This window comes from Pseudomonas sp. CROZ-RG-20F-R04-15, from assembly GCF_022662375.1.
GTDB lineage: Bacteria > Pseudomonadota > Gammaproteobacteria > Pseudomonadales > Pseudomonadaceae > Aquipseudomonas.
In genome coordinates, this window is sequence record NZ_JAKNQL010000017.1 from 38,910 (window position 1) to 63,897 (window position 24,988).

Genomic DNA, 24,988 nt, shown 5'->3' on the forward strand with positions numbered 1-24,988 from the left:
GTTTTTGTATCGGGCCAGTTACAGCCATCAGTGTAGGTGGCTCTGACCACGACACACGGTTCAATGATGCTATTTCGCCGCTACCGCATCTGACTCACCGTCGCGGCTGGATCGCCCGGTTTTACTGGCGTCAAAGCGCCGTCGGCCAAGGCTTTGGCGGACGGTTGCTGACGCTCGGTCTCATCGTTGAGGAAGTCGATGATCGACTGCGCGGATTGCTCATCGAGGCGCAGGTTAGGCATCGGAATTCGCTCGAACTGTTCGTAGAGTTGCAAAGCAATCGGGTCTTTTTCCGCGAGCAGGCGATCCGGTTCGCGGATCCAGCGATTCAGCCATTTCGGATCTCGATTACGCGTTACGCCAATCAGATCCGGGCCGATGCTGCGCATGCCGAGGCCCTGCCCATCCATTGGGCCGAGGCTGTGGCAGGAGGCGCAACGAGTGCGGAACAGTTCTTCGCCATTGCTCGGCGGACGAATGTCCGGGGCGTTGGCGTAGCTTTCCTCGATGCTCGGCTGCTTCCAGTTCTGCAGGGTGTTGGCCAGTTGATCGGCGAGGATCCACGGATTTTCGAACGGCGAGGCTTTCATCCAGCGCCCGGTGGTCTGATTGCCGACGATCAGGCTGAGGTTGTGATCCTTGTTGCGACCGTTGTCGACGCCTTCGATGAACAGCCCGAGCTTCTTGCGCAGGTCGGTGACGTCGTCGAATTCGCCGGTGAGAAACTTCCAGCCGGGGCCGACCTTGAAGCGCTGCGAATAGGCCTTGAGCACTGCGGGGGTGTCGCTGAGCGGGTCGATGCTGATCGAGTAGAAGAAGATGTCCTGGCCGACGCGATCGCCGAGCAGTTTCTGCACCTGGCGCAAGCGTGCGGTTTCCAGTGGGCAGGAGTCGCTGCACGATGTGAAGATGAAGTTGATCACCACCACTTTGTCTTTGATCAGGTCATCGAAGAAATGCACCTGCCGACCGTCCTGATCGGTCAGCAGGGTATTGGGGAAATAGTCGCCACCCCATGGGGTGGCGGATTCACTGGCCGCTGGTGGTTCGCCGACGCTGGCCTGGTGCGCCAGCAGCACGCGGCTGCCGAGCACACAGGCCACCAGCAGCAGCACCAGGTGCATGCCCAGCGCCCGGGAGCGCGGGGTATGCACAGGTTGGCTGTCACCGTGGCGACGGTTCATGGCTTAACCACCACTTGAGGGCCCATACCGTCACCGTTGCGGAAGGTTGGCAGCGCGGCGGAGTTGACGTAGCGCACACCGTCCCAGCTTGGCAGTGGGGTTGGCATCAGTTGCAGCTGACCGGGTTTCTCCAGGTCCCAACGCAGCAGCATCGAGTTGTCCTCATGCTGAGTGTTGTGGCAGTGCTCCATATACGTCCCGGCAAACTCGCGGAAGTTGATCGCCATTTCCACGCTGTCCAGACCATCAGCTTCAGAGCCAATCCGGTAGACGTCTTTGCGCGCCCATTTTTCCCACTCTGGCGGGGCCTTGCCGCCGCGACTGAGGATGATGCCTTCCTCGAAGTGCACATGCACCGGATGGCTCCAGCCCTTGCCGCCGGCCTTGATGTTCCACACTTCGAGGGTGCCGAACCCGGTGACACCGGCATCGGTCGGGCCACTGGACAGTTGCGTCGAAGCATTCAAGCGACGCGGGTCCATGTGGAAACCGAAACCGCCATCGGTCTTGACCGTCCACGGCGCTTCATCGGTGCCGTCGGAACGGCCGAAGGTGAAGGTGCGGTGGCGGGCCTTGGCCAGCACGGCTTTATCGGCGGCGTTGTCGCGATGGAGTTTCAGCGGGATCATCACCAGCCCTTCAGCCTTGCCCGGTTTCGCTGGTTCGTAGGCTGCCGGGTTCATCGCCAGATCCTGGCCGGTGTAAGCCTTGACGTTGAGTTGCAAGACCTTGCCCACCGCCGGATCGCCCTTGTCCCACTGCGGACCCTTGCTGGTCTGCTTGATCACCGCCAGGTATTTCTCCGAAAGGATATCGCCCAACGGAATAACTTCTTTGGGCCCCTTGCCGTCATCGTGAGCCTGCAGGTTGACGAAGAACAGCTTGTCGCCAGGCTTGATGCCGTTTTTCGAGAAGTTGACGATGATGTCGAAGCGCTCGGCGATGCCCTGGGTCGGCAGGATCGCGTTGTGGTTCTGTTTATCGCCATCGGCGTCGAGGTCCATGCTGCCGTCGAACGGTACGCTGTGCTCCATGATGTTGCCGTCGTTGGCAATCATGTGGAACGGCACGCGGCTATAGGTCAGGCCGGAATTTTTCGGTCCCTGAAATTCGCCACCGCTACCTTTGATTTCCCGCACCAGCGCCAGTTTGAAGTAGCGCGACACCGAGCCGTTGAGGATGCGGAAGCGATAGCTGCGTGCGCGTACATCGAGGGTCGGTTTCCACTGCCAGTTGACCAGCACCTGGTCACCGAGGAAGCCGTCGGTGTTGAACGGGTTGAACCACAACTGACCTTCCTGATCCCAGGCCTTGTCGGCGAACACCAGGTTGACGTCGTAGTCGCGGTTGCCCCACGGCAAGGCGCTGCCGCTGGGAAAGCGCAGGTTGACGCCGTCGTTCACCGACTCGTTGCCGCGATCCAGCGCGCTGTAGTAGTTCATCATCGCCGCGTTGCCCTTGTAGACGTTCTGCGCGGTGAAATCGAGCATGTGGTCGTGGAACCAGTGAGTGCTCATGGTTTCGCGCCAATCGCCGCGGATCTTGATGGTGCCGTTGTCGCAGGTCTTCTTCGCCGGTGCGAGGTCGTTGACCCACAGGGTTTCGCCCGGTGCGCAGGGAAACGCTGCGCGCGGGTCTTCGGCCTTGGTGTTGATGCTGTCGTAACCGGCGAGCTGGATCGGCCAGCGATAGTCGTAGAACTGCCCCGGAAAGAAGAAGGCGTTGGCATAGCCGTCGCTTTCCGCTGGCGCGTGGCCGTTGTGCTCGTGGGTGCTGATGGTGTGCAGGCCAAAACCACGGTTGGCCGATGGGTCGATCGGCAAGCCGTTGTAGTGACGCATCATCACCGGTTGGCCGTAGCGCACCATCAACAGTTTCGGCGGCAGTGTGCCGTCGAAGGTCCACACCGCGTTGTGGTTTTGCACCGGCATGTTCGGGTGGAAACGCGGATCGACACCTTTGGCAGTGCCATCGGTCGCCGGTACGCCAGCGACGTTGTGGTACAGACCGCCGGGACCGAATTCGCCCATCGTATAGCCATGCATTTGTCGACTGTCGCGCAGGCCTCCGTTGATCCGCGCGCCGGTCTGCGCGGTTTTGTAGGCGGCTTGCGGGTAGAACTCGTTCCAGCGTTGGTGCGCCCAGCCTTTTCCGGGTGGCCGGCCTTCGGCGGACGAGCCGATGTGGCGGTTGAGGAATACCTCGATCTGCGCCTGCCACGGGTTGCGGTCGACTACGTTTGAGAACTGACTGGGGAATGGCGTCAGCCCCGGTTGCCGCAGGAAGGCATCGAGGGCGGTGCCCGGTGGTGCGCTGCGGGCGACGTTGTTCGGGTCCTGCGCGGGTGCCGGGCCAATCGCCGCCGGTGGAAACGGCAGTGGCGCGGCCGGAGTGGTCGGGTCGAGTTTTTCCGGGCCGAACTCTTCGAACAGAGTCAACTGCTGGGTGAACGGCTGCGCGCCATAGAGCGGGCTCGGCTTGCCGTTGGTGGGGTAGTTGAAACTGGTCTGCACGGACGGCGGCAGGACGTTTTCGATGCGCGTTTCAGCGCGGTTGCCTTTGACGCCGTCGGGCAAGTCGAAGGAATCTTCGTTGGCTTCGGGCAGGGTCAGGATGGCGTTAAGCGCCGTCGGCTCGTCTGCCGGCTCGTCGTAATACGCCGACGGGTCGGAGGTTTCTGGCTGTCGTTCGTCATCAATGGGGCTGGCGCGAACGCCGGCCATGGTGCCGAGGGTTAACATCAGAAAGACGCTCAGCGGCGTCAGCAGGAAGGTGTTGCTTGGGTTACGCGTTGTTCTGTCCATCACCAGCCGCCTCATCAAGGAAGGGGTGATGGTGTTTTGCAACTAGTGCGCCAAGAAATTATTTCCAGTTGTAACAGGGACTTGGGGGTGCTGTGGGTTTCCCCACTCCCCGGTGACCGGGGCTTGACACCCACTGCTGGGGGAAGTTCAGAGAAATTTTGCGGATTTATGGGACAAGCTGAAAGGCCAGACGAACGGTGGTGCCCTCGCCTTCGCGGCTGTCGAGGGTCACGCCGCCGCCAAAGCGCTCCATGATGCGTTTGACCAGCACCAGGCCGACACCCAGACCACCGGTTTTGGTGGTGAAAAACGGCCGGAACGCCATGGTCCGTTGCTCTTCACTCATGCCCTTGCCGGTGTCGCTGAGCACCACGCACACGCCACGGTCATCGCTCGGTTCGAGGCTGACAGTCAATGTGCCGCCCTTGTCCATCGCCTCCAGCGCATTGGCCAGCAGGCTGTTGAGAATCTGCGTCAACTGCACCGGTTGGCTCAGCACCATCGGCGTATTTTGTGGATGGAACACCACCTGCACGCCGGCCTTGGCAATCTGCTGCTCGAAGGCGACAAGACTCTCGTGCAGCGTGGCGACGAGGTTCACCGGTTCCGGCTCATCGTTGAGCGGACGCAGCGATTGCAGCAGCTCGCGCACCCACTTCGACATGCGATCGACCTGACCGATGATGTCTTTGATGTTCTTTTCGGCCGGGCCGGCATCGAATTCCAGCGCCAGTTCGGCGCTGGAACGAATCGTCGCCAGCGGATTGCGCAAACTGTGCGCCACGGCGGAAGACATCTCGCCCAACGCGACAAAGGTTTCGTTGGCAATCAGTTGTTTTTGCTGGGCTGCAAGCAGAATCGCCGCGCGCCGCACGATCCAGTACAGGCCCAGATAAATCAGCCCGCCGCCCAGTGCGGTGGCCAGCCAGATCAAGGTCAAACCGCGTTCCATGCGCGCGATCAGGTCCTTGGGCTCCTTGTAGATCTCGACCATCGCCGTGACGTTCTTGCCCTCGGCGTCGAACAGCGGGATGTAGTTCTCGATGAAGATGTAATCCGGCGGGATGACGAATTTCTGCTCCTCACGCGCCTTGTCGACGTCGTGGTAGCTGGCGGAGACCGGGATCTTTTCGTTGAAGGCGCGATCGAGATCTTCATCGGCGTGAATACTGGTACCGATCAGCACCGGGTTGGTCGACCAGATCACTTGGCGGTCGGGGGCATAAATGTTGGCGAGGATCACGTCCGGCAGGTGTTCGATGTGGTCGAGAAATTCACCGCGCGCACCCGCCCGGGCCTGCGGATCGACATCCGGAAAATCCTTGTCCTGGCGCGGGTCGAGCAGTTCGCCCATCGTGCGGATGTTGGGAATTGACACGTGACGCACTTCGGCTGACGCGATGGCCTGAATGAACTGCGCCGTGAGCAAGGCATCTCGCTGCACGCTTTCCTCGATCACGAACCGCGTCGACACCGCCCCAAGAGCCACGGCCACCGTGCCGATCACCGCCATGCTGATCAGCGAAAACCAGCCCAGCAGGTTGAACGGCTGCTTGCGCGAGCCCAACCGCAGATTGCCCTCCTCGACCGGTAACGATTTCGACTGCATGTTCATGGCGGCGACTTCTCTATACGTCCCTATAGGGTTATAGCCCACGGGTGGGGGTTTGCCCGGATGCGGGGAAATCGACCCGATGCACACCTCCCAAACTCACCCCAAATCCCTGTGGGAGCGAGCTTGCTCGCGAAGGCGGTGGGTCAGTCAATACTTTCGTCACAGGAAGTCCGCTTTCGCGAGCAGGCTCGCTCCCACAGGTTTTTCATCCGACAGACGTTCAATGTCCTCCCCACCGTCCCCAATCCTGGGGAATGACGCCCTTTCCCCGCTGACCAAAAACCTGCCACTTCTGCGCGCCAAGCCCTCTATTTCGGCCCTGTCCCGCCCATCCACCGCACCTTGGCATGGAAGGTGTACAGGCCCTCTGCAACTGACCCATCCCCAAGGGGCAGGTACTTTGATAGAGGGATTAACTCATGCACCCTTTACTGTCCAAAACCGCGACCGTCCTGGTCGTGAGCGCCTTGGCCCAGGGCATTGCCCAGGCTGCTTTGTTTGCTGTTGACCCGGGTCCGTACACGGTGGCCACTGGCGGTTTCGCCAGTTGGTATCAGGACACCCACGGTCGCACGCTGGATCTGTGCCTGTCCAAAGCACTCAGCTCACGCGTGCCGAGCACACCCGGCGCGCCTTCGTACATGTGCTCGCTGTTGCCGGCGCCCGGCATATTCGATGACGCTCAACCGCTGGCCTTCCCCAGCAACTTCCCCGACGAGGCGTTCTGGTTCACCGCTGACGGCACGATTGTCGACGCCGCGCGCGGTATCAACCTTTCGTACGGTTCGGCGATCGAAGCCGCGTTCAGTGGCGGTGACCCGGCGGAAGGCGATCAGATCAGCTTTGCGCGGATCCGCATCCGCGTCGATATCCCCACGGCCGGCACCTACGTCATCACCCACCCGTATGGTGTCGAAGTCTTCAACATCGACACCCCTGGCCGCCGCGCGATCAACATGACCCGCGACATCGGCATCGGCACACCGAAAACCTACGACGGCGCGCTCAAGGGCGACGTCGGACCGTTTCTGCGCAGCCTCAACGGCCCCTACACCGAAACCAACCCGGTGACCGGCTCGGCCGAACAGTTTGTCGGCGATCCGAACCTTGAAGAGGCGGTGACCGGCAGCCCGTTCAACACCAACTTCATCCGCATCGAAGGCCCCAACGGCCTCGATCTGCGCACGACGATATTTGCCGTCTCCGGCAAGTTGTCGAGCGTGGTGCGACCAACGCCAATGATCACCCAACGCAGCACCTACTCGCGCAAAGCGGGGACCAGCGCGCCGGTGGCCCAGCAGGACGTATTCGTCCTCGCACCACCAGCGCCCGGCACCGTCGCCGTGACCAGTTTCACCCCGGTGCTGAACATGACCGAAGCCAATTCCACCGGTGCCTGGTACGCGCAATCGTCGGCCAATCCGACCGTGCCGAGCGTTCTGCAAGTGACCGCCGACAACCACTTGGCCATCGCCAGCAGCACGCCGACCACCCTGCCCATGACCCTGACTGACCTGGTGGTGATCCAGAGCGCCCAATACAGCTTGAGCTCCGGACAACTGACCGTGGTGGCCTCGACCAGTGACGAAACCTCGCCACCGGTACTCACCGCCACCTCCGGCAGCGGCGCCGCCATCGGTGCGCTGAGCGGCGACGGCGCGGTGAAAACCCTGGCCACCGGGATCTCGCCGATACCGCCGGCCAAGGTGCGCGTGACGTCGTCCAATGGCGGCAGCGACACCGAAGAAGTGGTCATCGTGCAATGAACGCTCACATGCCCAGATCCGCATCAGGAGGCATCATGAACAAGTGGCCACGCTTTGCGCTCAACGCGCTCGGGCTCGCTCTCTCGCTGACCGGCAGTGCCTATGCGCAACTCGCCGCCGTCGACCCCGGCCCCTACACCTTTGCCACCGGGAAATTCCCGATGTGGTATCAGGACAACAACCTGCTGTCGATGGAACTGTGCCAGTCACGCGCTGCCAGTTCGCGGGTGGCCGTGAGTACGCCGCCGGCCTACATGTGCACCCTGCTGCCGGAACCGGGCGTCTTCGACGACACCCTGCCGATGGTGTTCCCCGACAACTGGCCGCCGGAAGCCTTCTGGTTCCTCGCGGAAACCAACATCCCCAACAATGGCGCCGGCTACGGCATGGACGCCTATGTCGCGGGGATAGAAGCAGCGTTTTCCTCGGATAATCCGGTGGATGGCGATCAAATAGCTTTCGCGCGAATTCGCATCCGGGTGAACGTTCCCGTAGCCGGCACATACACCATCACCCACCCGTATGGCGTCGAAACGGTCAACGTCACCACCCCCGGGCGCCGCGCGATCAACATCACCAAGGACATCGGCATCGGCGCGCCGGGCAACTTCAGTGGCGCATTGACCGGTGCCATTGGCCCGTTCCTGCGCAGCGTCAACGGCCCTTACACCGAAGTGAATCCTGACAGCGGCGGTGTCGAAACTTTCGTTGGTGATCCGAACCTCACCGAGGCGGTGACCGGCAGCCCGTTCGACACTAACTTCGTACGCATCGTCGGGCCATCCGCTGCCGGTACGATTCAAACCAGCCTGTTTACCGTCGCCGGCAAAGTGCTCGACAACCGTCAGCAAACCGCTGTCGAACTCGACCGCGCCACCTATCGCCGCACCTCGGCGGGAGTGCGTGCCGAAGTGTTCGCCAAGGCTGACAGCAGCTCGACCCTGTGCTTCCGCGAAACCGTGGCGCTGCTGCCCGGCCCACCGCCAACGCCTTGCCAGACCAGCCTGACCGGTGACAACACCGGATTGTTCTTCGGCCAGCGCCTGGGCAACGGCACCTTGCCGTCAGTCGTCGTCGTGACCGCGACCAACCCGGCCGGGACCACGCGCCCGACCTCGGTGTCGAGCAAACTCACCGACGTGGTGAAAGTGCAAACTGCGCGCTACAACTGGGCCAATAAAACCTTGTTGATCGAAGCGACATCGACCGATGAAGTAGCGATCCCGGACATGGTTGCGCAAGGCTACGGACGCCTGTCGAAGACCGGCACGCTGCAGCGAATCACCGTCGCCGACCTGACCCAGCCACCGGCCAGCGTGACGGTGAAATCCGCCGCTGGCGGCAGTGACACCGAGCCGGTAGTCGTGGTCGGCAGCGCACCGGACACTGGTGAAAACCAGGCACCGATCAGCAATGCCGACACCGGCAGCACCAGCTTCGGTGTGCCGATCACCCTCAGCCTGCTGGCCAACGACAGCGATCCCGACGGCAACACGCCGCTGAGCATCACCGCGTTGACCCAACCGGCGGCCGGCCAAGGCACCGTCGCCCTCAGCGGCACCGCCGCCGTGGTTTATACGCCGCCTGCCGTGGTCAACACGCCACTGACCACCACCTTCACCTATAAGGCGCAAGACGCCAAAGGCCTGGCCTCGGCCAACCCGGCGACCGTGACGATTACCGTCGCGCCAAACCGGGCACCGACCGCCGTCGCCGACAGCGTCGCCACTCTGGGCGTTGCGATCCCGATCAATGTGCTGGCCAACGACACCGACCCGGAAGGCAACGTGCCGCTGGGCGTCGCCAGCCTGACCCAACCGGCCGCCGGCCGTGGCACGGTCAGCACTGACGGCACGCTGATCACCTACACGCCACCGGCCACCGTGACCACGGCGTTCACCACGACCTTCACCTACATCGCCCGGGACAGCTTCGGCGCCCTGTCGACGCCGGCCACGGTCACCGTGCAAGTGTCGCCACGGCCAGCAGCGGAGACCTTCACCATCACCACCTCGACGGTGCAGGCACGCTCGGGCGGACGCTTCAACTGGGACTTCGCCGGCACCTCGTCGGTGACCACCGGCAACACCATCACCGTGCAGGTCACCACCCCGACCGGGCTGGTCACCCTCGGCACCACCACCGTACCGGTCACCGGACGCTGGCGGCTGACGCTGAACAACACGCTGGTAGTGCCATCGGCCAACCCGACCGCGACGATCCGCTCGTCCCAGGGCACCGTGCGCACGGTCTCGGTGACCACGCTGTAAGCCAGATCCCCAGCCACTCGCGGGTGGCTGGGGCTGAATTGAAACCGGTTAACGCCTGACAGGAAGTGAGCCATGAACACGCCGACCGCCGCCCTGCTTTGCCTGCTTCTGCTGTGCAGCAGTGCGGGTGTGCGCGCCGACGACCTGATGGACAACGACGACCTGGCCCCGACCAGCAGCGATCTCGGCGAACTGCCCCCACCCGTGGGTCAGCAAGCCCTGATCGACCAGCTCGGCCAGGCCAACGTCGCCCTGCTGCAACAGAACGGTCAGTCGCTGCTCGGGCAGATCGTGCAATCGGGCAGCAATCAGGAGGCGTACATCCTGCAACAGGGCAGCGACCTGATGGCGCTGATCAACCAGAACGGTTCCGGCAACGCCGCTTCCATCACCCAAAACGGCAGCCACAACCGCGCGCAGATATCGCAAAACGGCAACAACAACGACGCCAGCATCGAGCAGGCCGGCACGGGGCTGCAAAGCGCCGTGACCCAGTCGGGCAACGGCATGAGCGTTTCGGTCAAGCAATATCGCTAAGCACTGCACATCATCGGAGAGTTCATCATGTTCAAACTGACGCCCCTCACCGCCGCCATCCTGGTCATGATCAGTGCCCAGGCGATGGCCGACGACAGCCTGTCCAACCAAAGCCAGGTCGGTACCGCGAACATTGCGGATGTGAAACAGACCCAGGCACCATTCAGCACCGCCACCCAGACCCAACTGGGCCAGGGCAACGACGCCGCCGCCGTGCAAGACCACGCCACCAGCGTGATCACCCAGGACGCGGTCGGCGACTACAACGCCGGTTACGCCGAACAACTTTACGAAGACAACGCCACCATCACCCAGCAACAAGTGGGCGCCTTCAACACCGCCCACGCCAGCCAGTCACTGGGCTTCGGCTCACCAAACAGCGCGCTGCAACAGCAGCAAGGCACCGGCAACTTCTCGTTCATCTATCAGGACTCGCAGAACGGCAGCGAAGGCAAAACCTTCCAGTTCGGCGACAGCAACGAAGCCAACATCGAACAACTCTATGAAGGCAGCGGCAACAGTTCGGTGATCACCCAATACGGCACCGCCAACTACGGCACCGCCGAACAGGTCACCCACAACGGCGGGCAGATCGGCATCAACCAGGCCGGCGAAAGCAACTACGCCTACGGCGACCAGCGCAACGGCACCGGCGGCAACATAACCATCAACCAGTTCGGCAACCTCAACGGCAGCGAAATCTGGCAAGACTCGCAACTCGCCAGTCAGGCCACCGTCAACCAATACGGCGACAGCAACGAAACCGTGGTCGACCAAAGCTTCGGCGAAAACAACACCGCCGCGGTCACCCAGGTCGGCAACACCAACGCGATCTACGCCGACCAGTTTGAATCGGTCAACTCGACGCTGGCGCTGTACCAAGTCGGCAACGGCAACGTCCACTACACCTACCAGAGCGGCGACGGTCACACGCTCAGCGCCACCTCCGTGGGCAACGACAACAAGGTCTACGCCAGCAACTGGAAAGGCCCGCAATCGGGTGGACAGTTCGGCAGCAACCAGCGTGCGACCGTCACTCAAGCGGGCAATGGCAACATCGCCAGCTTCACTCAGGATGGCGTCGGCCATGTGATGACCACGCAACAGACCGGGACGGGCAACAAGACCACGGTCAGTCAGGCGGAGTCGTATAACGAGCTGTATTTTGATCAGAATGGTAGCGACAACATTTTGATCTCCGATCAACGCGGGACTGGCAACCTGGTGCAGGGTTCTTCGAATGGCACCGGCAACAGCGCCGAGTTTGATCAGTCCGGATCGGGGAACCAGGCATATACCGCGCAGTTGTATGGCAGTGACAACATGATCACGGTGAAACAGGCAGATACGATGAACGTGGCGTATGTGACCCAGGGCGGGACCGGGAACATTGCCAATGTCGATCAGAGTGGGGTGACGCAGACAGCGAATATTCAGCAGTTTGGGTCGGCTAACCAGGCGACGGTGTTGCAGCAGTAGGGGTTGGGTGTTGATGGGCCGCGATTCTCTGGTGAGGGGGGTCGCGGTTTTTTTGTGGGCTGACGTAACCACACGCGAGGCTTGCCAGACCAGCCGAGTCCTACAGAAAAAAGAAAGCTTTTACCAAATTCGTGGTGTTTTCCTACCACTTCTGGCGGTTGGCCGTCGGAAGCAGGGCGTCTAGGATTCTTTGGGACAAATTGATCCTCATGGAGCTTGACCAACGTGCTATTTATCCAGCCAGCGACGACAGCAAATGCTTTACCGAATAGACTTCGAGGCATTAAACCCGGAGGTGCCATGATCGACCCGTCTTTAATCGACCCACTGTGCCCAGTTGTTTCAGATCTTGACCCCGAAGAGCAGGCCGCGAGCTATGACCGTTGGTTAATAGCCAAAGTGCAGGCTTCGATGAGTGATACAAGACCGAGCATTCCAAATGATCAGGTTATGGCTGAGATGCGTGCCCTGATGGAAGCAAAGCGTAAAAAATACGATGCAGGTTGAGTGGCAGCCCGAAGCTCGGGCTGAACTCCTGAAAATCCTTGATTACATCAGTGACAGGAACTTAGTAGCGGCTGACAGACTTTCCCAAGCTATCGAAGGCGCTACGGTTGCCCTTGCTCAACATCCATACCTCTATCGAGTGGGTCGAGCGCCCGGTACTCGCGAGATGGTCGTAAACCCCAATTATCTGATCATTTATCAAGTGGTGGGCCGGATAAATATTCTGAGCGTTTTGCATGCGCGTCAGGAATATCCATAACGCAGACCGAAAAATGCCGGCAGATCAAACGTAATTATTTTGTTAACGAAAAAAACGCGAGCTTTTCGAGGTCGCGTTTTTTGTTTCCCATCCTTCCTCAGTTATGGGGAACTCTTGGATGGTAATTCCGAGCAACTCAAAGAGTCAGCCCAGTCCTGCACTGCTTGATCATCAATAACGCGACCAGCATCCACATCGGCCAACGCTTCAAAGGTCAGACGGCGCTTCTCTACTTCTTGATCGTTTTGGATCTTCGGAGAATTAGCCATCCTTCAACTCGACGTGATCCAGCGCTTGATTCACCGCCAGTTCGCCCAGCATGACGACTTGTGCGATGCCCAGAGCAGTCTTGCGTTGTGAAGTTTCCAGCGAGGCGGCGAAGTTGATCAGCATTTCGCTGGCCGAGCCGAGGGTTTCGCTGGCGTTGGCGAGCAGGGATTCGGTGTTGTACCTGGGGTTGGCGAGGTACATGGGTTCCGGCTCGTTGGCGCTGGACATGATGTGGGCGGTGGGGTTGAGGTAGAAATCGAGGGCGCGGTCGGCGGCTTCATGGAGTTTTTTGCTATCGACTGAGGCGTAGGGGGATGTGGTGTTGGTGTCTGATTCTGGGGGGTTGGGTGTTGGTTTTTTCATGATTATTTACCCTGTATGACGGTTATAGCTGGCCCCCCATTCGGTTTCCAAGCGAATAGGTGGCAGCTGTACGCAGGTTGGAAACCCGGGACAGAGGCAACCCGGCAGACACAAGGTCTCCCACGCACAGCCGCCATAACAAAGTGCACACAGTGAGGTGCGCAAGGATACGTTATGAATGGCGCTTGTGCGCTCTGTAGTTACTCGGGTTTCCACGCCCGGTCGCTGAATTGACAGCGACGAACACAGGCTAGAGACCGGACGTCCGACGGACAACCTGAAAACCTTGTGGGAAGGTTCCGCCGATTCAGACACTTCTTTAAACACACTTCAGATCGCTGCCCCTCACCCTAGCCCTCTCCCGGAGGGAGAGGGAACTGACTGTGGTGTTTGGGAAATGTACGCCGACGTGAAATACCGAGCTGAACTCAGGTTTTGAAAAGCACACAAATCGGCTCCCTCTCCTCGGGGAGAGGGCTGGGGTGAGGGGCAGTTCCAACACAAATCCCAAGCCGACCACGCTGTGCTCCTTCACCACTCAACAGGATGAGCGTTAGCTCGGCTGCAGCTTTTGATCTTGATCCACGGGCGACGTCGGAAGGCTGAGTGAAGGGATTGATCCGGGCGTGGGAGCGCAGCGACCGTTTGGCGCAGCCAAACACAGCGAGAGGAGGTGCAGCGAAGCAAACCGTAGGCGCTGCGCCCGGATCGATCCCGGAGCGAAGGAACCCCGAGCCCCAGCGAGCGGGCCGCACGCAGGAGCAAGCCTTTTGGGTTACCTTTTCGGCGTTTGGAAAAGGTGACCCGCCGTCAGGGCGGAACCCTAAGTGGCCGTTACCGCAGGAATGGATATGTACTCGGTCAAAGCCGACCACGCCCCGCTCTTCACCACTCAACAGGATGAGCGTTAGCTCGGCTGCAGCTTTTGATCTTGATCCACGGGCGACGTCGGAAGGCTGAGTGGAGGGATTGATCCGGGCGTGGGAGCGTAGCGACCGTTTGGCGCAGCCAAACACAGCGAGAGGAGGTGCAGCGCAGCAAACCGTAGGCGCTGCGCCCGGATCGATCCCGGAGCGAAGGAACCCCGAGCCCCAGCGAGCGGGCCGCACGCAGGAGCAAGCCTTTTTGGTTACTTTTTCGGCGTCTGGAAAAAGTGACCCGCCGTAAGGGCGGAACCCTAAGCAGCCGTTACCGCAGAAACGGATATGTACTCAGTCAAAAAGACCCCCGCCGCCTGACAAAAAGCCTTCGCGAGCAGGCTCGCTCCCACAGTGGGAACTGGGTACATCTGCAAGAACCTGGTCGGCCCGAAGGCCGCCACGTTCACTCCGCCTCCGGATCCACCTTGTTCTGAGTCAAATACCGATTCAACACATCATCCTGCGAAGGCGTAGAAGCGTCTCCCGCCACCTGCCACAAATGCCGCTCAATCCCCTGCGCCACCATATGCCCCACCGCCGCCTCAATCGCCGACAGAACACAAAGCTGCGCCGGCTCATTCGTCGTATACCCAACCTCAGCCTCAAGCAACTTCTTGAACTCGATAAACTTGAAAATCCCGGCACTGCGCGCCACCGAATAAATCGTCTTGCTGGTCATCACATTCGCCAACACCTGCCCACTGCGCACATCCACCGCACGCAAGTTCACGGTCACCTGATCCACCCGATACTCACGCTGCAAATCAATCCCCAGATACCGCGCCCCTTCCCCACCGCTACGCACATTGGTGTCATACGCGATGATCCCGCCCTCAAGCATCATGTTCGCCGCCTGCAACGGCGGCAGCTCACCCTGAATATTCACCGGCGTATTCGGCTTCTTCTGCGACGCGCGAATAATCTTGCGCTCGGTCAACAGGTTCTGCAGCCCTTCCCGCTCCAGCACGACAAACCAGCCACTGGCCTGCATCGCGTCCATCAACATCGACGCCGCGCCCTGAGTCACGCTGGTGGAAAACGAACTCGCCGGGGTCGGCTTGTACTGCCCGGTCTGGTCACGGAAGCCGTACACCACCGCCATCAACCGCCCCTTGGGTCGCGGCATCTTCAGCAAGTCGTAGTAAGTCGAGGCCCTTGGAGTCAGGGTCGGGGTTTCGGTGTCCTGCTCGGCCGACATCGGCTCACGCAGACTGCAGCCTTGTAATGTTGCCAACAGCAGCCCTAGCGCAATTATTTTTTTCATGTCCATCACTCCCCGGAACTGTCAGCCCGTCATGGGTTGAGGCCGTTCACCTGAATTTCCGAAACTTCACCGCTCGCTCGGTCGGTCACCTCAATGGTGAGTGCCCCCGAGTCGTCGACGACGTTGACGATAAAAGCGTCAGTGGACAGGCTCCCCGTGTTGCCGGTGGAGATGTTGTCCAGCAGTTGCCCCAGCAGCCGCGATTGCAATTGACTGGTGAAGCGCTCCAGCGCCGAAGTGCCGGCCACCGTGGTGCGCTTCTTCAGGTCCGGATCGTCGTAGTCGTTTTGCGCCTGGGCGTTGTTGAGCAACCAGGTGCCGTTGAGCGGATTGCCGCCGAACGACGGGTTGACCGGCGTGTAGACCAGTTCAGTGGCCTGGACAGCCGCGGCGCTGGCGAGCCCGATCAACAACCCCGAGATCCACAATCCGCTGCGCCGTGAGAACGTTGTGCTGTTCATAGTTCGTCCTTCTCAAGGTCGGTGGTGTCCTGCAACATGGCTTCCAGCTTGCGCCGGACAACCTCCAGTCGAACCATATCGGCGGCCTCGTAGGCCTCGTCCTTCAGTTCCACAGTGTTCGGCGGCAGGAAGCGCCGATAAACCAGGCGTTGCTGATATTCCACGGTCACCAGGCTGCCCCAGCGTGCGTCGGGCCGCTCGCGCACCACCAGGTTGAAATCCATCGGGCTGGTGTCGCGCAGGCGTTCACTGAACGAATAGTAAAAGTCGTGGCCGATGTGCGAGATCGTGTCATCGACGATGAAACCCATCATTTCGTCTTCTTCACTGGCATGGACGCAGCACGCCACTACGGTGAGGATCAGCACGCACAGCCATTGGCGAGTCATGGCTGCAACGCCCGCGGCAGAACCGATTGCCCTTTGGCCGGACCATTGGTGCCCTCAAGAAAGGCTTTTTCGGCGACGAACTGCCAGTCCGAATAACGCTGCATGCCTTCGAAATCCGACCACTGCGACGGGAAGTCCGCCTGCTTCAACGGCAGTTCGGTCGACGGGCTGTTGAGGCCGGTGATGCGTCCATCGAAACCGCGTTGTACTGCCCATTCACCCTGACCGATCGGGTCCGGATAAAGCTGACGCAAATGATGTTTCGCTTCTGGAAAACGCTGATCGTCGAGCAGGTCGACCAACTCTTTCGGGTACTGCGCCAACCCCGGCGAACTGCGGTAGTAGCTACGCAGCGCCTGCGCGTACTGGGTGCCGACCCAGAGCAACTGGCGCTCACGGTCGCGACGCGAAGCGGTCGACCACAACTCGCCGGCACTGGCCAGGCCCATGCCCATCACCACGATCAGGAACAGCACGCCCAGGTAAGTGAAGCCGCCCTGCTGCGCACGGTTACCACTCGGAATACTGGCTGCCATCACGCGCCCTCCCGGTAGCACCGCTTTTGATATCGGCCACGCCACCGGCGACGCCGTCCGGTGGCGCGATCAGCACCCACTGGTCTTTGCGTTCGGTGATCGGATCGAGTGGCGCGTTGCGCAGGTAACGTTGTTCGATCAGTTGCTCGATGGAATCCGGGTAGCGCCCGGTGTCACCGTAGAAGTGATCCAGCGCCTCGCGCATCGCCGACAGGCTCTGGCGCAACGTGGTTTCCTTCGACGCTTCGAGGCTGTTGAAGTAGCGCGGCAACGCGATGGTCATCAGCGTGGCGATGATCGCCATCACCACCATCAACTCCAGCAAGGTAAAACCTTTTTCCCGGCGCATGAGGTTCACCACTCGCGGTAGGCGATGCCGTTGAGGCCCTTGCCCCGGGCGTGGGAGTAGACGTCAAAGACGTCCTCGCCATCGCGCGGGTTCTGAGCCGAACTGTCGTAGGCGCGCACGCCCCAACCCCCTTCGTCATCACGTTTGGCCGGCACCAGCGGATCGCGCGGGATGCGGCGTAAAAAGTAGAACTTGGCACCTTTGGCGCTGCGCACATCGCGCACGCCTTCGACCAGCACTTTCAGGTTCGGCGGGTAGCCGCTGCTGTTCAGCGACTTCTCGATGTAGCCGGCATCGAACGCGCGTTTATAGGCGTCGATACCATCGCGAATCTGGTACAGCGCATTGCGCAATTCCTGCTCCTTGCCACGCCGCACCAAGGTCTCGGTCAGTGGCGCGGCCATGCTCGCCAACAGGCCGATCAGGGCCAGCGTCACCACGACTTCGATCAGGGTGAAACCGCGTTGGGAGGCGTTCATGATCAAGGCTTCTCGACAGTAACGTGGGTGGTGGCCACGGCCGATTCACCGACGGCACGCGGCTGCGCGGCAGGCGACGGCATCACGTAGCTTTGCGAACGATCCGGGGCCTGGATGTGCATGCTGGTTTCGGTACCGGTGGAGAACTCCATGTCCGACGGACTCTGATACGGCAGGTTGCGCACGATCCGTGGGGTGATCGACAGCACCAGTTCGGATTTGCCGATGGTGTCTTTGTTGCTGCCGAACAAGCGGCCCAAACCGGGAATGTCACCGAGGCCGGGAATCTTGTTGCCGGTGGCGCCGTGATCGTTGCGCACCAGCCCGGCGAGAATTTGCGTTTCGCCATCGTGCAGACGCAGCGAGGTTTGCGCGTTACGGGTATCGACCTGCACCGGGATCGTGCCCTGACGGGTCGGTTCCAGCGGCGTGGCGTTACTCACTTCCAGCGCGATCTTGATCGCCACTTCGTTGTTCAAATGCACGGTGGGCGTCACTTCGAGCTTCAGACCGACATCCAGATAGGTCACGCTTTCAGTGATCACCGGCCCCTGTGTCGATGGCACCGAGGTGGCGCTGATGATCGGCACACGCTGACCGATGTGGATACGCGCCTGCTCGCGGTTGCTGACGCGAATCACCGGGCTGGCGAGGGTGTTGATGTCGTTGTCCTGCGCGTTGATCTTGGCTTGCGGCGAAGGGCCGATGGAGATCCGGTCAGAGTTGATGCCCTTGAGCTGGCCCAACAGGGCGACTGGCGAACCATCGGAGTTGACCACGCCGAAGGTGCTTGGCCATTGCAGACCAAGGTCGAGAATGCGCTGGGTGGCAACTTCCATCACCTCCACTTCGAGCACCACTTCGGGGTTGGACTGGTCTTGCGATTGCAGGAGTTTCTCGGCCATGCGCACGGCATCTTCGGTGTCGCGCATGGTCAGGGTATTGAGGCGTTCGTCGACAAACACGTCGCGGGTCTTGAGCATGGTTTTGACCATGTTCAGCGCGGTGTTGGCGTCGATGCTAGTCAGGTAGAAGGTGCGCATCACCAGTTCCTGGTAATCCTTCACTTTCTGCGGCGAATCCGGGTAGATCAGCAAGGTGTTTTCGTTCACCACTTTCTGGTGCAACTGGTTCTGTTGCAGCAACAGGGTCACGGCGTCTTCGATGCGCACGTCACGCACGAATATTGTCGCTTTCATGTCCGGGCGCAGGTCTTTGTCGAAGATGAAGTTCAGCCCGGCAACCTGCGACAGCACTTCGAAAATGGTCTTGAGGTTGGCGTCGCGAAATTCCAGGGTCACCGGGCGATCGAGCTTGGTGCGCAGTTGCGGATAAGCGATCACGTTGCGGCTCTGCACCAGGCGAATGTTGCCTTGCAGCTCCAACGCACCTTCGTTGGCCGGGTCGAGTTCGAGGATCTGTTTGACCTGACGATCCGCACCGTAGATGTCGCCGCGACGCAGGTCGCCACGGGCCAGCTCGAGTTTCTCGTCCATGCTGCGCAGGTATTCCATCTGCTTCAGCGCATCCTGCGCGCGGCGGTTGTTCGGTTCGATGGTCAGCACGCGCATGTAGGCGGTGCGCGCAGAGGTAAAATCGCGGCGCGCGCGGTCGGTGTCGCCGGCGGTCAGCAACGCCGTGATCGCCTTGGCCCGACCGGTGTTGAGCAGCAGGTGCAATTCGGTGTCGCGCGGGTTCTCGCGCAGACCTTCCTCAATTCGGGCCAGTCCCGCCTCGTACTGACCCTGTTCAATCAGGTCGGCGGCTTCCTTGTTGGCCACTTGCGCAGAGCTGCACGCGGCCAGCCCGGCACACAGGCCGAGGCTCATCAGCAAACGGGAACGGTTCATTGCGTACTCCCCACAGACAAGGTCTGCGACAAATGCAAAGGCAGGTAAACCAGGCTCAATTCCACATCGGAAATGCCGGTGATCTTCCAGGTGTCGTCGATCACATCCCCGTTGCGCACGACGTAGATCTTTTCGCCGTTCTGCAAAAACACTTGCAGGTCGCTGCGGTCATGCAGCCTGCCGACGAACTGAAACGGCACCGGTGGCAGGCTCGGGGCTTGCACCACTGTGGCCGGGTTGATCGCTTGCTCGGTGACCGTGGCCAGGGTCGGCGCGGCTTTCCAGGATTTCGCCGCGAACAGGTCGCCGGCCGGGCTCAGGTCCTTGATCGGTGCCTCCTTGGCCTTGGCGGTGCTGGCCGGCAGCGCGCCCCGGGTTTTCCCCGGCGTGGCGACCGCTACTTCGCTGGAATCGGCGTCTTCACTCGGCGAGAAATATTCCGGCAACCACGCCAGCGCCGCCGCCACAGCGAAGAACGCTACCCACCCTGTCACGCGCTTGGTATTCATCACGACCTCGACAGGTAAAGGGTCATACGGATCCGGCCATTGAGGTCGGTGTCGCCAATCTTCTTGCGTTGCAACTCGAGGTCTTCCACCACCACCGCCGGCAACTGACCGAGCAAGGCGTGTACGAAGCGGCGCAGCTGCGGGTAGCTGCCGCGCACTGGCAGGAGGATCTGATAGCGCGCCAGATGGGTTTTCGGGTCGACGCCGAGGGCGTATTCGCCGCGTGCCAGGGTGATGTGCTCCTGGGCTGCGAGGGCGTAGATGCGGTCGATGGCGACGGTGGCTTGCGGCTGCGCCGGCAGTTTGTTGCGGAAGTCGTCGAGCTGACGTTGCGGCACCACCGGCGGCGCGATGCTGCCGTCTTCAACCTTGGCCAGGTACGCGCTGGCTTCCTGAGTCTGCTGGCTCAAGTGCTGCAACGATTGCCAGCCCGGCAGCAAACCACCGAGTGCCCAAGCCACGGCGACCAGCAGCAGCGCCAACCCGGCGAGGCCCGGAATGCCGAGGCCTTGCAGGTATTCGTGGACGATCAGTCTAGGGATTCGCATCGCCCATCTCCCAAGTCGCCGACAGGTTGAATTGCACCGGTTGTTCCGGCGATTTGACGACGATTTCGTGGCTCAGCAGCGACACGTCGGACAGCTCGTCGCTGGCTTCCAGACGTTTGTGGAAATCGAGCATCGCTTGCAGATCCCGTGCTTCGGCGCTGATGCGGACCTGGCCTTTGCGCGCATCTGGGGTCAGGCTGAGCAGCGCGACGTCATCACGCGGCATCGCTTCGAGCATGGCGAACAGGCGTTCCCACGGCCGGCGCAGTTGCTGCGAGACCTTGCGCATCTCGGCGAGGTTCGCCGCTTGCTCGCGGGTTTCTGCCGGGCTCAGGGTGGACTTGGCGCCGCTGTCACCAGTGAGCTGACGCTGCGTGGTTTGCAGGTGACCTTGTTGCTGTTCGGTGTGCGCGTCGAGGTGCTGTTGCACGCCGAAGCACAGCAGCGCCAGCAGCACACCGCCGCCGAGCAGGCTCCAACCCAACGGGCCGGAACGTGGCCGTGGCTCGAAGTCGAGATTGAGCGCGCGCATGTCAGGCCACCGCCCGGGACATGACGTACAAGCCGTCACGCACGGTCATCGAGGCGTCTTCAAGGGTGCGCAGTTGCACACCCGCCACGTCCGGATGCGCATCGAGGCGCGCCGGCGCATGCAGATACACGTTGAACGCACGTTCGCTGGTCGAGGCTTGCAACTGCCGTTCGCGCCCGATCAGCGCATTCAACGCGGCATCGCTGTCGCTGCCGCCGACCGAACGCACGCCAGCCCAGCGCCCTTCCCTCGCCAGCAACAACACGCTGCGCTGCGGCTCGGCGACGACAAAGAGGAAGTCGCCGGCATCGAGGCTTTTGTCGAAGCGGTTGAACGCCGCCATCAGGTACGGCTGCACCGAGCGCAGGCGCAGGCCGCGAGCGCTTACCAGCGTGCGCAGGCGTTCGAGCAGGTCTTGCGGCAAGGCGCTGGCGATGCGGTCGTAACCGGCCGGCTCGGCGGACAGCACCAGACCCCACGGCTGGGTTGGCGCACCGAACAGGTCTTCGAAACACAGTTGGGCGAAGCCGCGCAGTTCTTCCGGGCTGCTGATCTGCGCGCTCCATGGCACCAGGCAGAAGCGGCTGAAATGGCCGGAGATGACCACGCTCAATTCGGCACCGGCACGGGCGTGTTCACCGAGCAGGCGATCGAGGGTGTCCAGCGCCACCGCGTAGCTCTGGAAGCCTTCGTCGATGTAACCGACGCTGCCCAGCCACAGGGTGTCGCTGCCGCGCCGCTGGCCGAGGCCAACACCGCTGGCGCCGAGCACGGCGACAAAACGCTCACGAGATAAATGTGACACGATTGATCTCCTCCAGCGTGGTGCGACCTTGTTCCACCAGCTCCAGCGCCGATTCGCGCAGCAGGCGCAAACCACGGGCACAGGCCAGGGCTTTGATTTGTTTGATCGGTTGGCGCTCGACGATCATCTGGCGCAGCTCGTCGTCGAGGTGCAGCAGTTCGGCAATCGCCGTGCGCCCGCGATAACCGCTGCCCCGGCAATGGCCGCAGCCTTTGCCGTGAACGAAGTGGTAGTGATCGACTTTCTGCGGATCGAGACCCGAGGCGCGCAGTTCTTCATCGCTTGGATTGACCGGCGCGCTGCAACTGGCGCACACCAGGCGGATCAGGCGCTGGGCGAGAATCGCGTTGAGCGCCGAAACCAGGCTGTAGGGGTCGATTTCCATTTGCGTGAAGCGGCCGATCACGTCGAAGACGTTGTTGGCGTGGATGGTGGTGAACACCAGGTGGCCGGTGAGCGCCGATTGCACGGCGATCTGCGCGGTGTCGGGGTCGCGGATCTCACCGACCATGATTTTGTCCGGGTCGTGGCGCAGGATCGAGCGCAGGCCACGGGCGAAGGTCAGGCCTTTTTTCTCGTTGACCGGAATTTGCAGGACGCCCGGCAATTGATATTCGACCGGGTCTTCGATGGTGATGATCTTGTCCACGCCGTGATTGATCTCGGTGATCATCGCGTACAGCGTGGTGGTCTTGCCGCTGCCGGTCGGGCCGGTGACCAGCACCATGCCGTAGGGTTCGGCGGCGAGGCGGCGCAACTGGCGCAGGGTTTCGTCTTCAAAGCCCAGCGCCTGCAATTGCACGCCGCAGACCTTGTCGGCGAGATCCTGCTTGTCGAGCACCCGCAGCACGGCGTCTTCGCCGAAGATGCTCGGCATGATCGATACGCGAAAGTCGATCTGGCGGCCGCTGATGCCGATCTTGAAACGACCGTCTTGCGGCACGCGTTTTTCGCCGATGTCCAGTTCGGCCATGACCTTGACCCGCGAGATCACCTGCTCGGCGAACTCGTTGCCCTGGACTTTGCTGATGTTATTGAGCACGCCGTCGATGCGGTACTTGATCACCAGACCGTGGCCGGTGGTGCCGAGATGGATGTCGCTGGCGTGCATTTTCAGCGCGTCGTAGAGGGTCGAGTTGACCAGTTTCACCACGCTGCTGGCGTCTTCGCTGATGCTGGTCAGCGACAGGCTTTGCAGGGTGTCGATTTCGTGGTGAGTGTCGCCCTGAGCGTTGAGCGATTCGACGGCGTGGAAGCTTTCTTCGTGGCGGGCCAGATAGGCCTTGAGGTCATCGGCGTGCACCAGATACAGCGGCGCGCCGTGCAGGCAATCGTCGATCCAGGCCAGCCGCGCCGGGTCGAAGGGGTCGGCGAATACACCGATGACTTCGTCGTTGTGGCGCAGCAGGATGAATTCACGTTTCAGGCATTGTGCGAGGGTGACCCGGTCGAACACCGGCGTCGCGGCAAACAGGCTGTCGGTGTCGAGCACCGGGTAATGCAGGGTGGCGCCGAGGGTGTGAATGAACGGCATCGGCGCCAGTTCGCACAACACGCCGAGGGCTTCAAGCACGCGTTCGCCGGAGGTGGCGGCCCGCGCCCGGGCCTGGGCAAGCTGTTCACTGGAAAAACGCTCTGGGGCGCTTTCGGCCGGCAGTGGTTCGACGACAACGGACAGACGTTCCATGGCTTGCTCTCCAACCGGGGCTCAGAGCCCTGTCGGCGCGGCAAACCTTGGCGGCAAGTGCCGGAACGTCTGTTCGCGCCATTACTCCCCGGTGAGCATTTGATCGTCGTCCGGTGCCATGGCGTGCAACTGTCGTCGCCGATCCGCCAACACCCAACTGCCATCGTACAACTGCAACGGGAAGCTCTCGGTCCTGCTCTGGCGTCGTTCGACAAAACCCTCGGAAGGGCTCGCACCGGGTTTCGCTTCACGCTTGATGCCCAGAAGGTCGCAGACCGCCCGCGCCAGTTCCGCCAATGGAAACGGTTTGAACAGGATGTGGCTGACCCCCAGTTGCCGCGCCCGCTCACAGACTTCAGCGGTCGGGTGACCCGTTATCAGCACAAAATGGCACGTCCTGTTCTGGCGGACTGCGTCGAGCACCTCAAAGCCTTCCATATCGGGCAAGCGGTAATCGAACACCAGCACGTCGGGGGCAAAGGTTTCGGCCAAACCGATAGCCGTCGCTCCGTCATGTGCAATCGCGACGTCCAGCCCCTGCGCCGACAGATAATCCTGAAGGTTCTGTGCAAGCAGCTGTTCGTCTTCGACAACCAGTACTTTGTTAACCAAGGTCGACTCCTTGAAACAGCAGGTCCGATGACCCCGCCCTGAGAGTGCGCCTTACCAGGGGTAACGCACACTTCATGCCAGGCTGAGTGCCGGTAATTTTATGTCTTCATGTCCTTGAAATTAATGACAATGCCCGCTCGTCCCGGTACCCCGTTCCCCAGAAACGGGGAAGCACCTGAATGGGCATCGAAGCCATTCCCCACTATTGGGGGGGAACCTTCAGTCGTCGTCAATTCGTTCGATCCTGTTCTGCACCCGTAACTGCGCGAGCACTTGGCGACGAGCCTGGGTCTGTTGCTGTCGGGCGAGCTCTGCCCTGACTGTATCCAGCCCCTGCAAATCTGGGACATCGGCGGCCTCCAAGTGGTTCGGCAAATAAATCACATGCCAGCCGAACGGTGAACGCACCGGATCGCTGGCGAAACTCGCCCCACTGACAACCGAGGCGCGCATTTGCATCAAGCGTAGACGCGCTTGAGCCACTGTGGCTGCATCCGCTTGCGCGGGCACACGGATCAGCAGGTGGCGGGGTTGCAAGGTATTAGCGCGGATCAGCTCGGCGAACATCTGCTGCGCCGCCAGCTCGCGGCGGGTGTACTCGGTGAAGGACGCCTCATCGAAACCGGCATCCTGCAGGCGACGGACGAATTTATCCGCGCCGCCGATGGCCATGCGGGTTTGCTCGATCTGCTCGCGCACCACTTGATCGTCGATCTGCACACCGCGCTTTTGCGACTCCTGCCACAGCAATTCTTTGTCGATCAGCATTTGCAACGCGGCCTGACGCAGTTCCTTGTAGGCCTTGGGACTGCGAATGCTCGTCACCGCACGGCCCTGATCTTCGAGGTATTCGGCGAAGAAACGCTCGAAGCGAAACCCGGAAATTTCCTCGCCGTTGACCCGCGCCACGGCCGGCTCGTTATTGGCCCAGGCCAGGGGGAACCAGCAGCTCAGCAGCAAGATCAGCGTTGTGCGTTTCATGATCGGGCCCTC

At 61.3% G+C, this 24,988-nt stretch carries 24 protein-coding genes; 6 read left to right on the forward strand and 18 right to left on the reverse strand.

Features of this window, described 5'->3' with window-relative positions:
• Positions 1–80: 80 nt before the first annotated feature.
• From L8H52_RS21695 to L8H52_RS21705, 3 genes are all read right to left on the reverse strand, one after another.
• Complete coding sequence (locus L8H52_RS21695; protein ID WP_242208699.1) at positions 81–1,184, reverse strand: SCO family protein; 1,104 nt, start codon at positions 1,182–1,184, stop codon at positions 81–83.
• Positions 1,181–3,988, reverse strand: a complete 2,808-nt coding sequence (locus L8H52_RS21700; RefSeq protein ID WP_242208698.1) for a multicopper oxidase domain-containing protein — start codon at positions 3,986–3,988, stop codon at positions 1,181–1,183. The genes L8H52_RS21695 and L8H52_RS21700 overlap by 4 nt, the downstream gene beginning before the upstream one ends.
• Positions 3,989–4,154: 166 nt before the next feature.
• The gene (locus tag L8H52_RS21705; RefSeq protein ID WP_242208697.1) at positions 4,155–5,603 is read right to left on the reverse strand and encodes an ATP-binding protein; all 1,449 of its coding nucleotides are present in this window, start codon (positions 5,601–5,603) and stop codon (positions 4,155–4,157) included.
• A gap of 419 nt (positions 5,604–6,022) precedes the next feature.
• On the opposite strand from L8H52_RS21705, the gene L8H52_RS21710 reads away from it, so the two are divergent.
• The 6 genes from L8H52_RS21710 to L8H52_RS21735 all read left to right on the forward strand — a co-directional run bounded on the left by L8H52_RS21710 (position 6,023) and on the right by L8H52_RS21735 (position 12,421).
• Positions 6,023–7,369 carry a hypothetical protein gene (locus tag L8H52_RS21710; protein WP_242208696.1) on the forward strand — a complete coding sequence of 449 codons (1,347 nt, stop codon included), beginning with the start codon at positions 6,023–6,025 and terminating at the stop codon, positions 7,367–7,369.
• A gap of 35 nt (positions 7,370–7,404) precedes the next feature.
• Positions 7,405–9,639, forward strand: coding sequence for an Ig-like domain-containing protein (locus tag L8H52_RS21715; RefSeq protein WP_242208695.1), 2,235 nt, complete (start codon positions 7,405–7,407; stop codon positions 9,637–9,639).
• Positions 9,640–9,711: 72 nt separating this feature from the next.
• Positions 9,712–10,176 (forward strand): curlin, encoded by a 465-nt coding sequence (locus L8H52_RS21720; protein WP_103305806.1) that lies wholly within the window; start codon positions 9,712–9,714, stop codon positions 10,174–10,176.
• 27 nt (positions 10,177–10,203) lie between these two features.
• Positions 10,204–11,655, forward strand: a complete 1,452-nt coding sequence (locus L8H52_RS21725) for a curlin (protein WP_242208694.1) — start codon at positions 10,204–10,206, stop codon at positions 11,653–11,655.
• Between the two features lie 300 nt (positions 11,656–11,955).
• Positions 11,956–12,162, forward strand: coding sequence for an antitoxin (locus tag L8H52_RS21730; RefSeq protein ID WP_083368637.1), 207 nt, complete (start codon positions 11,956–11,958; stop codon positions 12,160–12,162).
• On the forward strand, positions 12,152–12,421 hold the full coding sequence (locus L8H52_RS21735; RefSeq protein ID WP_242208693.1) for a type II toxin-antitoxin system RelE/ParE family toxin: 270 nt from the start codon (positions 12,152–12,154) through the stop codon (positions 12,419–12,421). Before L8H52_RS21730 ends, L8H52_RS21735 begins: the two co-directional genes overlap by 11 nt.
• Before the next feature lie 261 nt (positions 12,422–12,682).
• On the opposite strand, the gene L8H52_RS21740 is transcribed toward L8H52_RS21735, so the two are convergent.
• From L8H52_RS21740 to L8H52_RS21810, 15 genes are all read right to left on the reverse strand, one after another.
• Complete coding sequence (locus L8H52_RS21740) at positions 12,683–13,054, reverse strand: DUF6124 family protein (RefSeq protein WP_038364897.1); 372 nt, start codon at positions 13,052–13,054, stop codon at positions 12,683–12,685.
• A 1,323-nt stretch (positions 13,055–14,377) separates the two neighbouring features.
• The gene (locus L8H52_RS21745) at positions 14,378–15,238 is read right to left on the reverse strand and encodes a CsgG/HfaB family protein (protein ID WP_242208692.1); all 861 of its coding nucleotides are present in this window, start codon (positions 15,236–15,238) and stop codon (positions 14,378–14,380) included.
• Between the two features lie 29 nt (positions 15,239–15,267).
• A complete protein-coding gene (locus L8H52_RS21750) occupies positions 15,268–15,699 on the reverse strand; it encodes a curli assembly protein CsgF (protein WP_242208691.1) in 432 nt (143 codons plus the stop codon).
• Positions 15,696–16,088, reverse strand: coding sequence for a curli production assembly/transport protein CsgE (gene csgE / locus L8H52_RS21755; RefSeq protein WP_242208690.1), 393 nt, complete (start codon positions 16,086–16,088; stop codon positions 15,696–15,698). The genes L8H52_RS21750 and csgE overlap by 4 nt, the downstream gene beginning before the upstream one ends.
• Positions 16,085–16,624: a type II secretion system protein gene (locus tag L8H52_RS21760; protein WP_242208689.1), complete on the reverse strand. Its 540-nt coding sequence runs from the start codon at positions 16,622–16,624 to the stop codon at positions 16,085–16,087. The genes csgE and L8H52_RS21760 overlap by 4 nt, the downstream gene beginning before the upstream one ends.
• Positions 16,599–16,973 carry a type II secretion system protein gene (locus tag L8H52_RS21765; RefSeq protein WP_007919395.1) on the reverse strand — a complete coding sequence of 125 codons (375 nt, stop codon included), beginning with the start codon at positions 16,971–16,973 and terminating at the stop codon, positions 16,599–16,601. The genes L8H52_RS21760 and L8H52_RS21765 overlap by 26 nt, the downstream gene beginning before the upstream one ends.
• A gap of 5 nt (positions 16,974–16,978) precedes the next feature.
• Positions 16,979–17,452 carry a type II secretion system protein gene (locus L8H52_RS21770; RefSeq protein WP_099758586.1) on the reverse strand — a complete coding sequence of 158 codons (474 nt, stop codon included), beginning with the start codon at positions 17,450–17,452 and terminating at the stop codon, positions 16,979–16,981.
• A gap of 2 nt (positions 17,453–17,454) precedes the next feature.
• Positions 17,455–19,302: a secretin N-terminal domain-containing protein gene (locus L8H52_RS21775; RefSeq protein WP_242208688.1), complete on the reverse strand. Its 1,848-nt coding sequence runs from the start codon at positions 19,300–19,302 to the stop codon at positions 17,455–17,457.
• On the reverse strand, positions 19,299–19,811 hold the full coding sequence (locus tag L8H52_RS21780) for a hypothetical protein (protein ID WP_242208687.1): 513 nt from the start codon (positions 19,809–19,811) through the stop codon (positions 19,299–19,301). Before L8H52_RS21780 ends, L8H52_RS21775 begins: the two co-directional genes overlap by 4 nt.
• Positions 19,811–20,359, reverse strand: a complete 549-nt coding sequence (locus tag L8H52_RS21785; protein WP_093439253.1) for a GspMb/PilO family protein — start codon at positions 20,357–20,359, stop codon at positions 19,811–19,813. The genes L8H52_RS21780 and L8H52_RS21785 overlap by 1 nt, the downstream gene beginning before the upstream one ends.
• Positions 20,346–20,891, reverse strand: a complete 546-nt coding sequence (locus L8H52_RS21790; protein WP_242208686.1) for a PilN domain-containing protein — start codon at positions 20,889–20,891, stop codon at positions 20,346–20,348. The genes L8H52_RS21785 and L8H52_RS21790 overlap by 14 nt, the downstream gene beginning before the upstream one ends.
• A 1-nt stretch (position 20,892) precedes the next feature.
• Complete coding sequence (locus tag L8H52_RS21795) at positions 20,893–21,696, reverse strand: hypothetical protein (protein WP_242208685.1); 804 nt, start codon at positions 21,694–21,696, stop codon at positions 20,893–20,895.
• The gene (locus L8H52_RS21800) at positions 21,677–23,383 is read right to left on the reverse strand and encodes a GspE/PulE family protein (protein ID WP_242208684.1); all 1,707 of its coding nucleotides are present in this window, start codon (positions 23,381–23,383) and stop codon (positions 21,677–21,679) included. The genes L8H52_RS21795 and L8H52_RS21800 overlap by 20 nt, the downstream gene beginning before the upstream one ends.
• A gap of 81 nt (positions 23,384–23,464) precedes the next feature.
• Complete coding sequence (locus L8H52_RS21805) at positions 23,465–23,995, reverse strand: response regulator (protein ID WP_034152602.1); 531 nt, start codon at positions 23,993–23,995, stop codon at positions 23,465–23,467.
• 219 nt (positions 23,996–24,214) lie between these two features.
• A complete protein-coding gene (locus L8H52_RS21810) occupies positions 24,215–24,976 on the reverse strand; it encodes a SurA N-terminal domain-containing protein (protein ID WP_242208683.1) in 762 nt (253 codons plus the stop codon).
• Positions 24,977–24,988 lie beyond the last annotated feature (12 nt).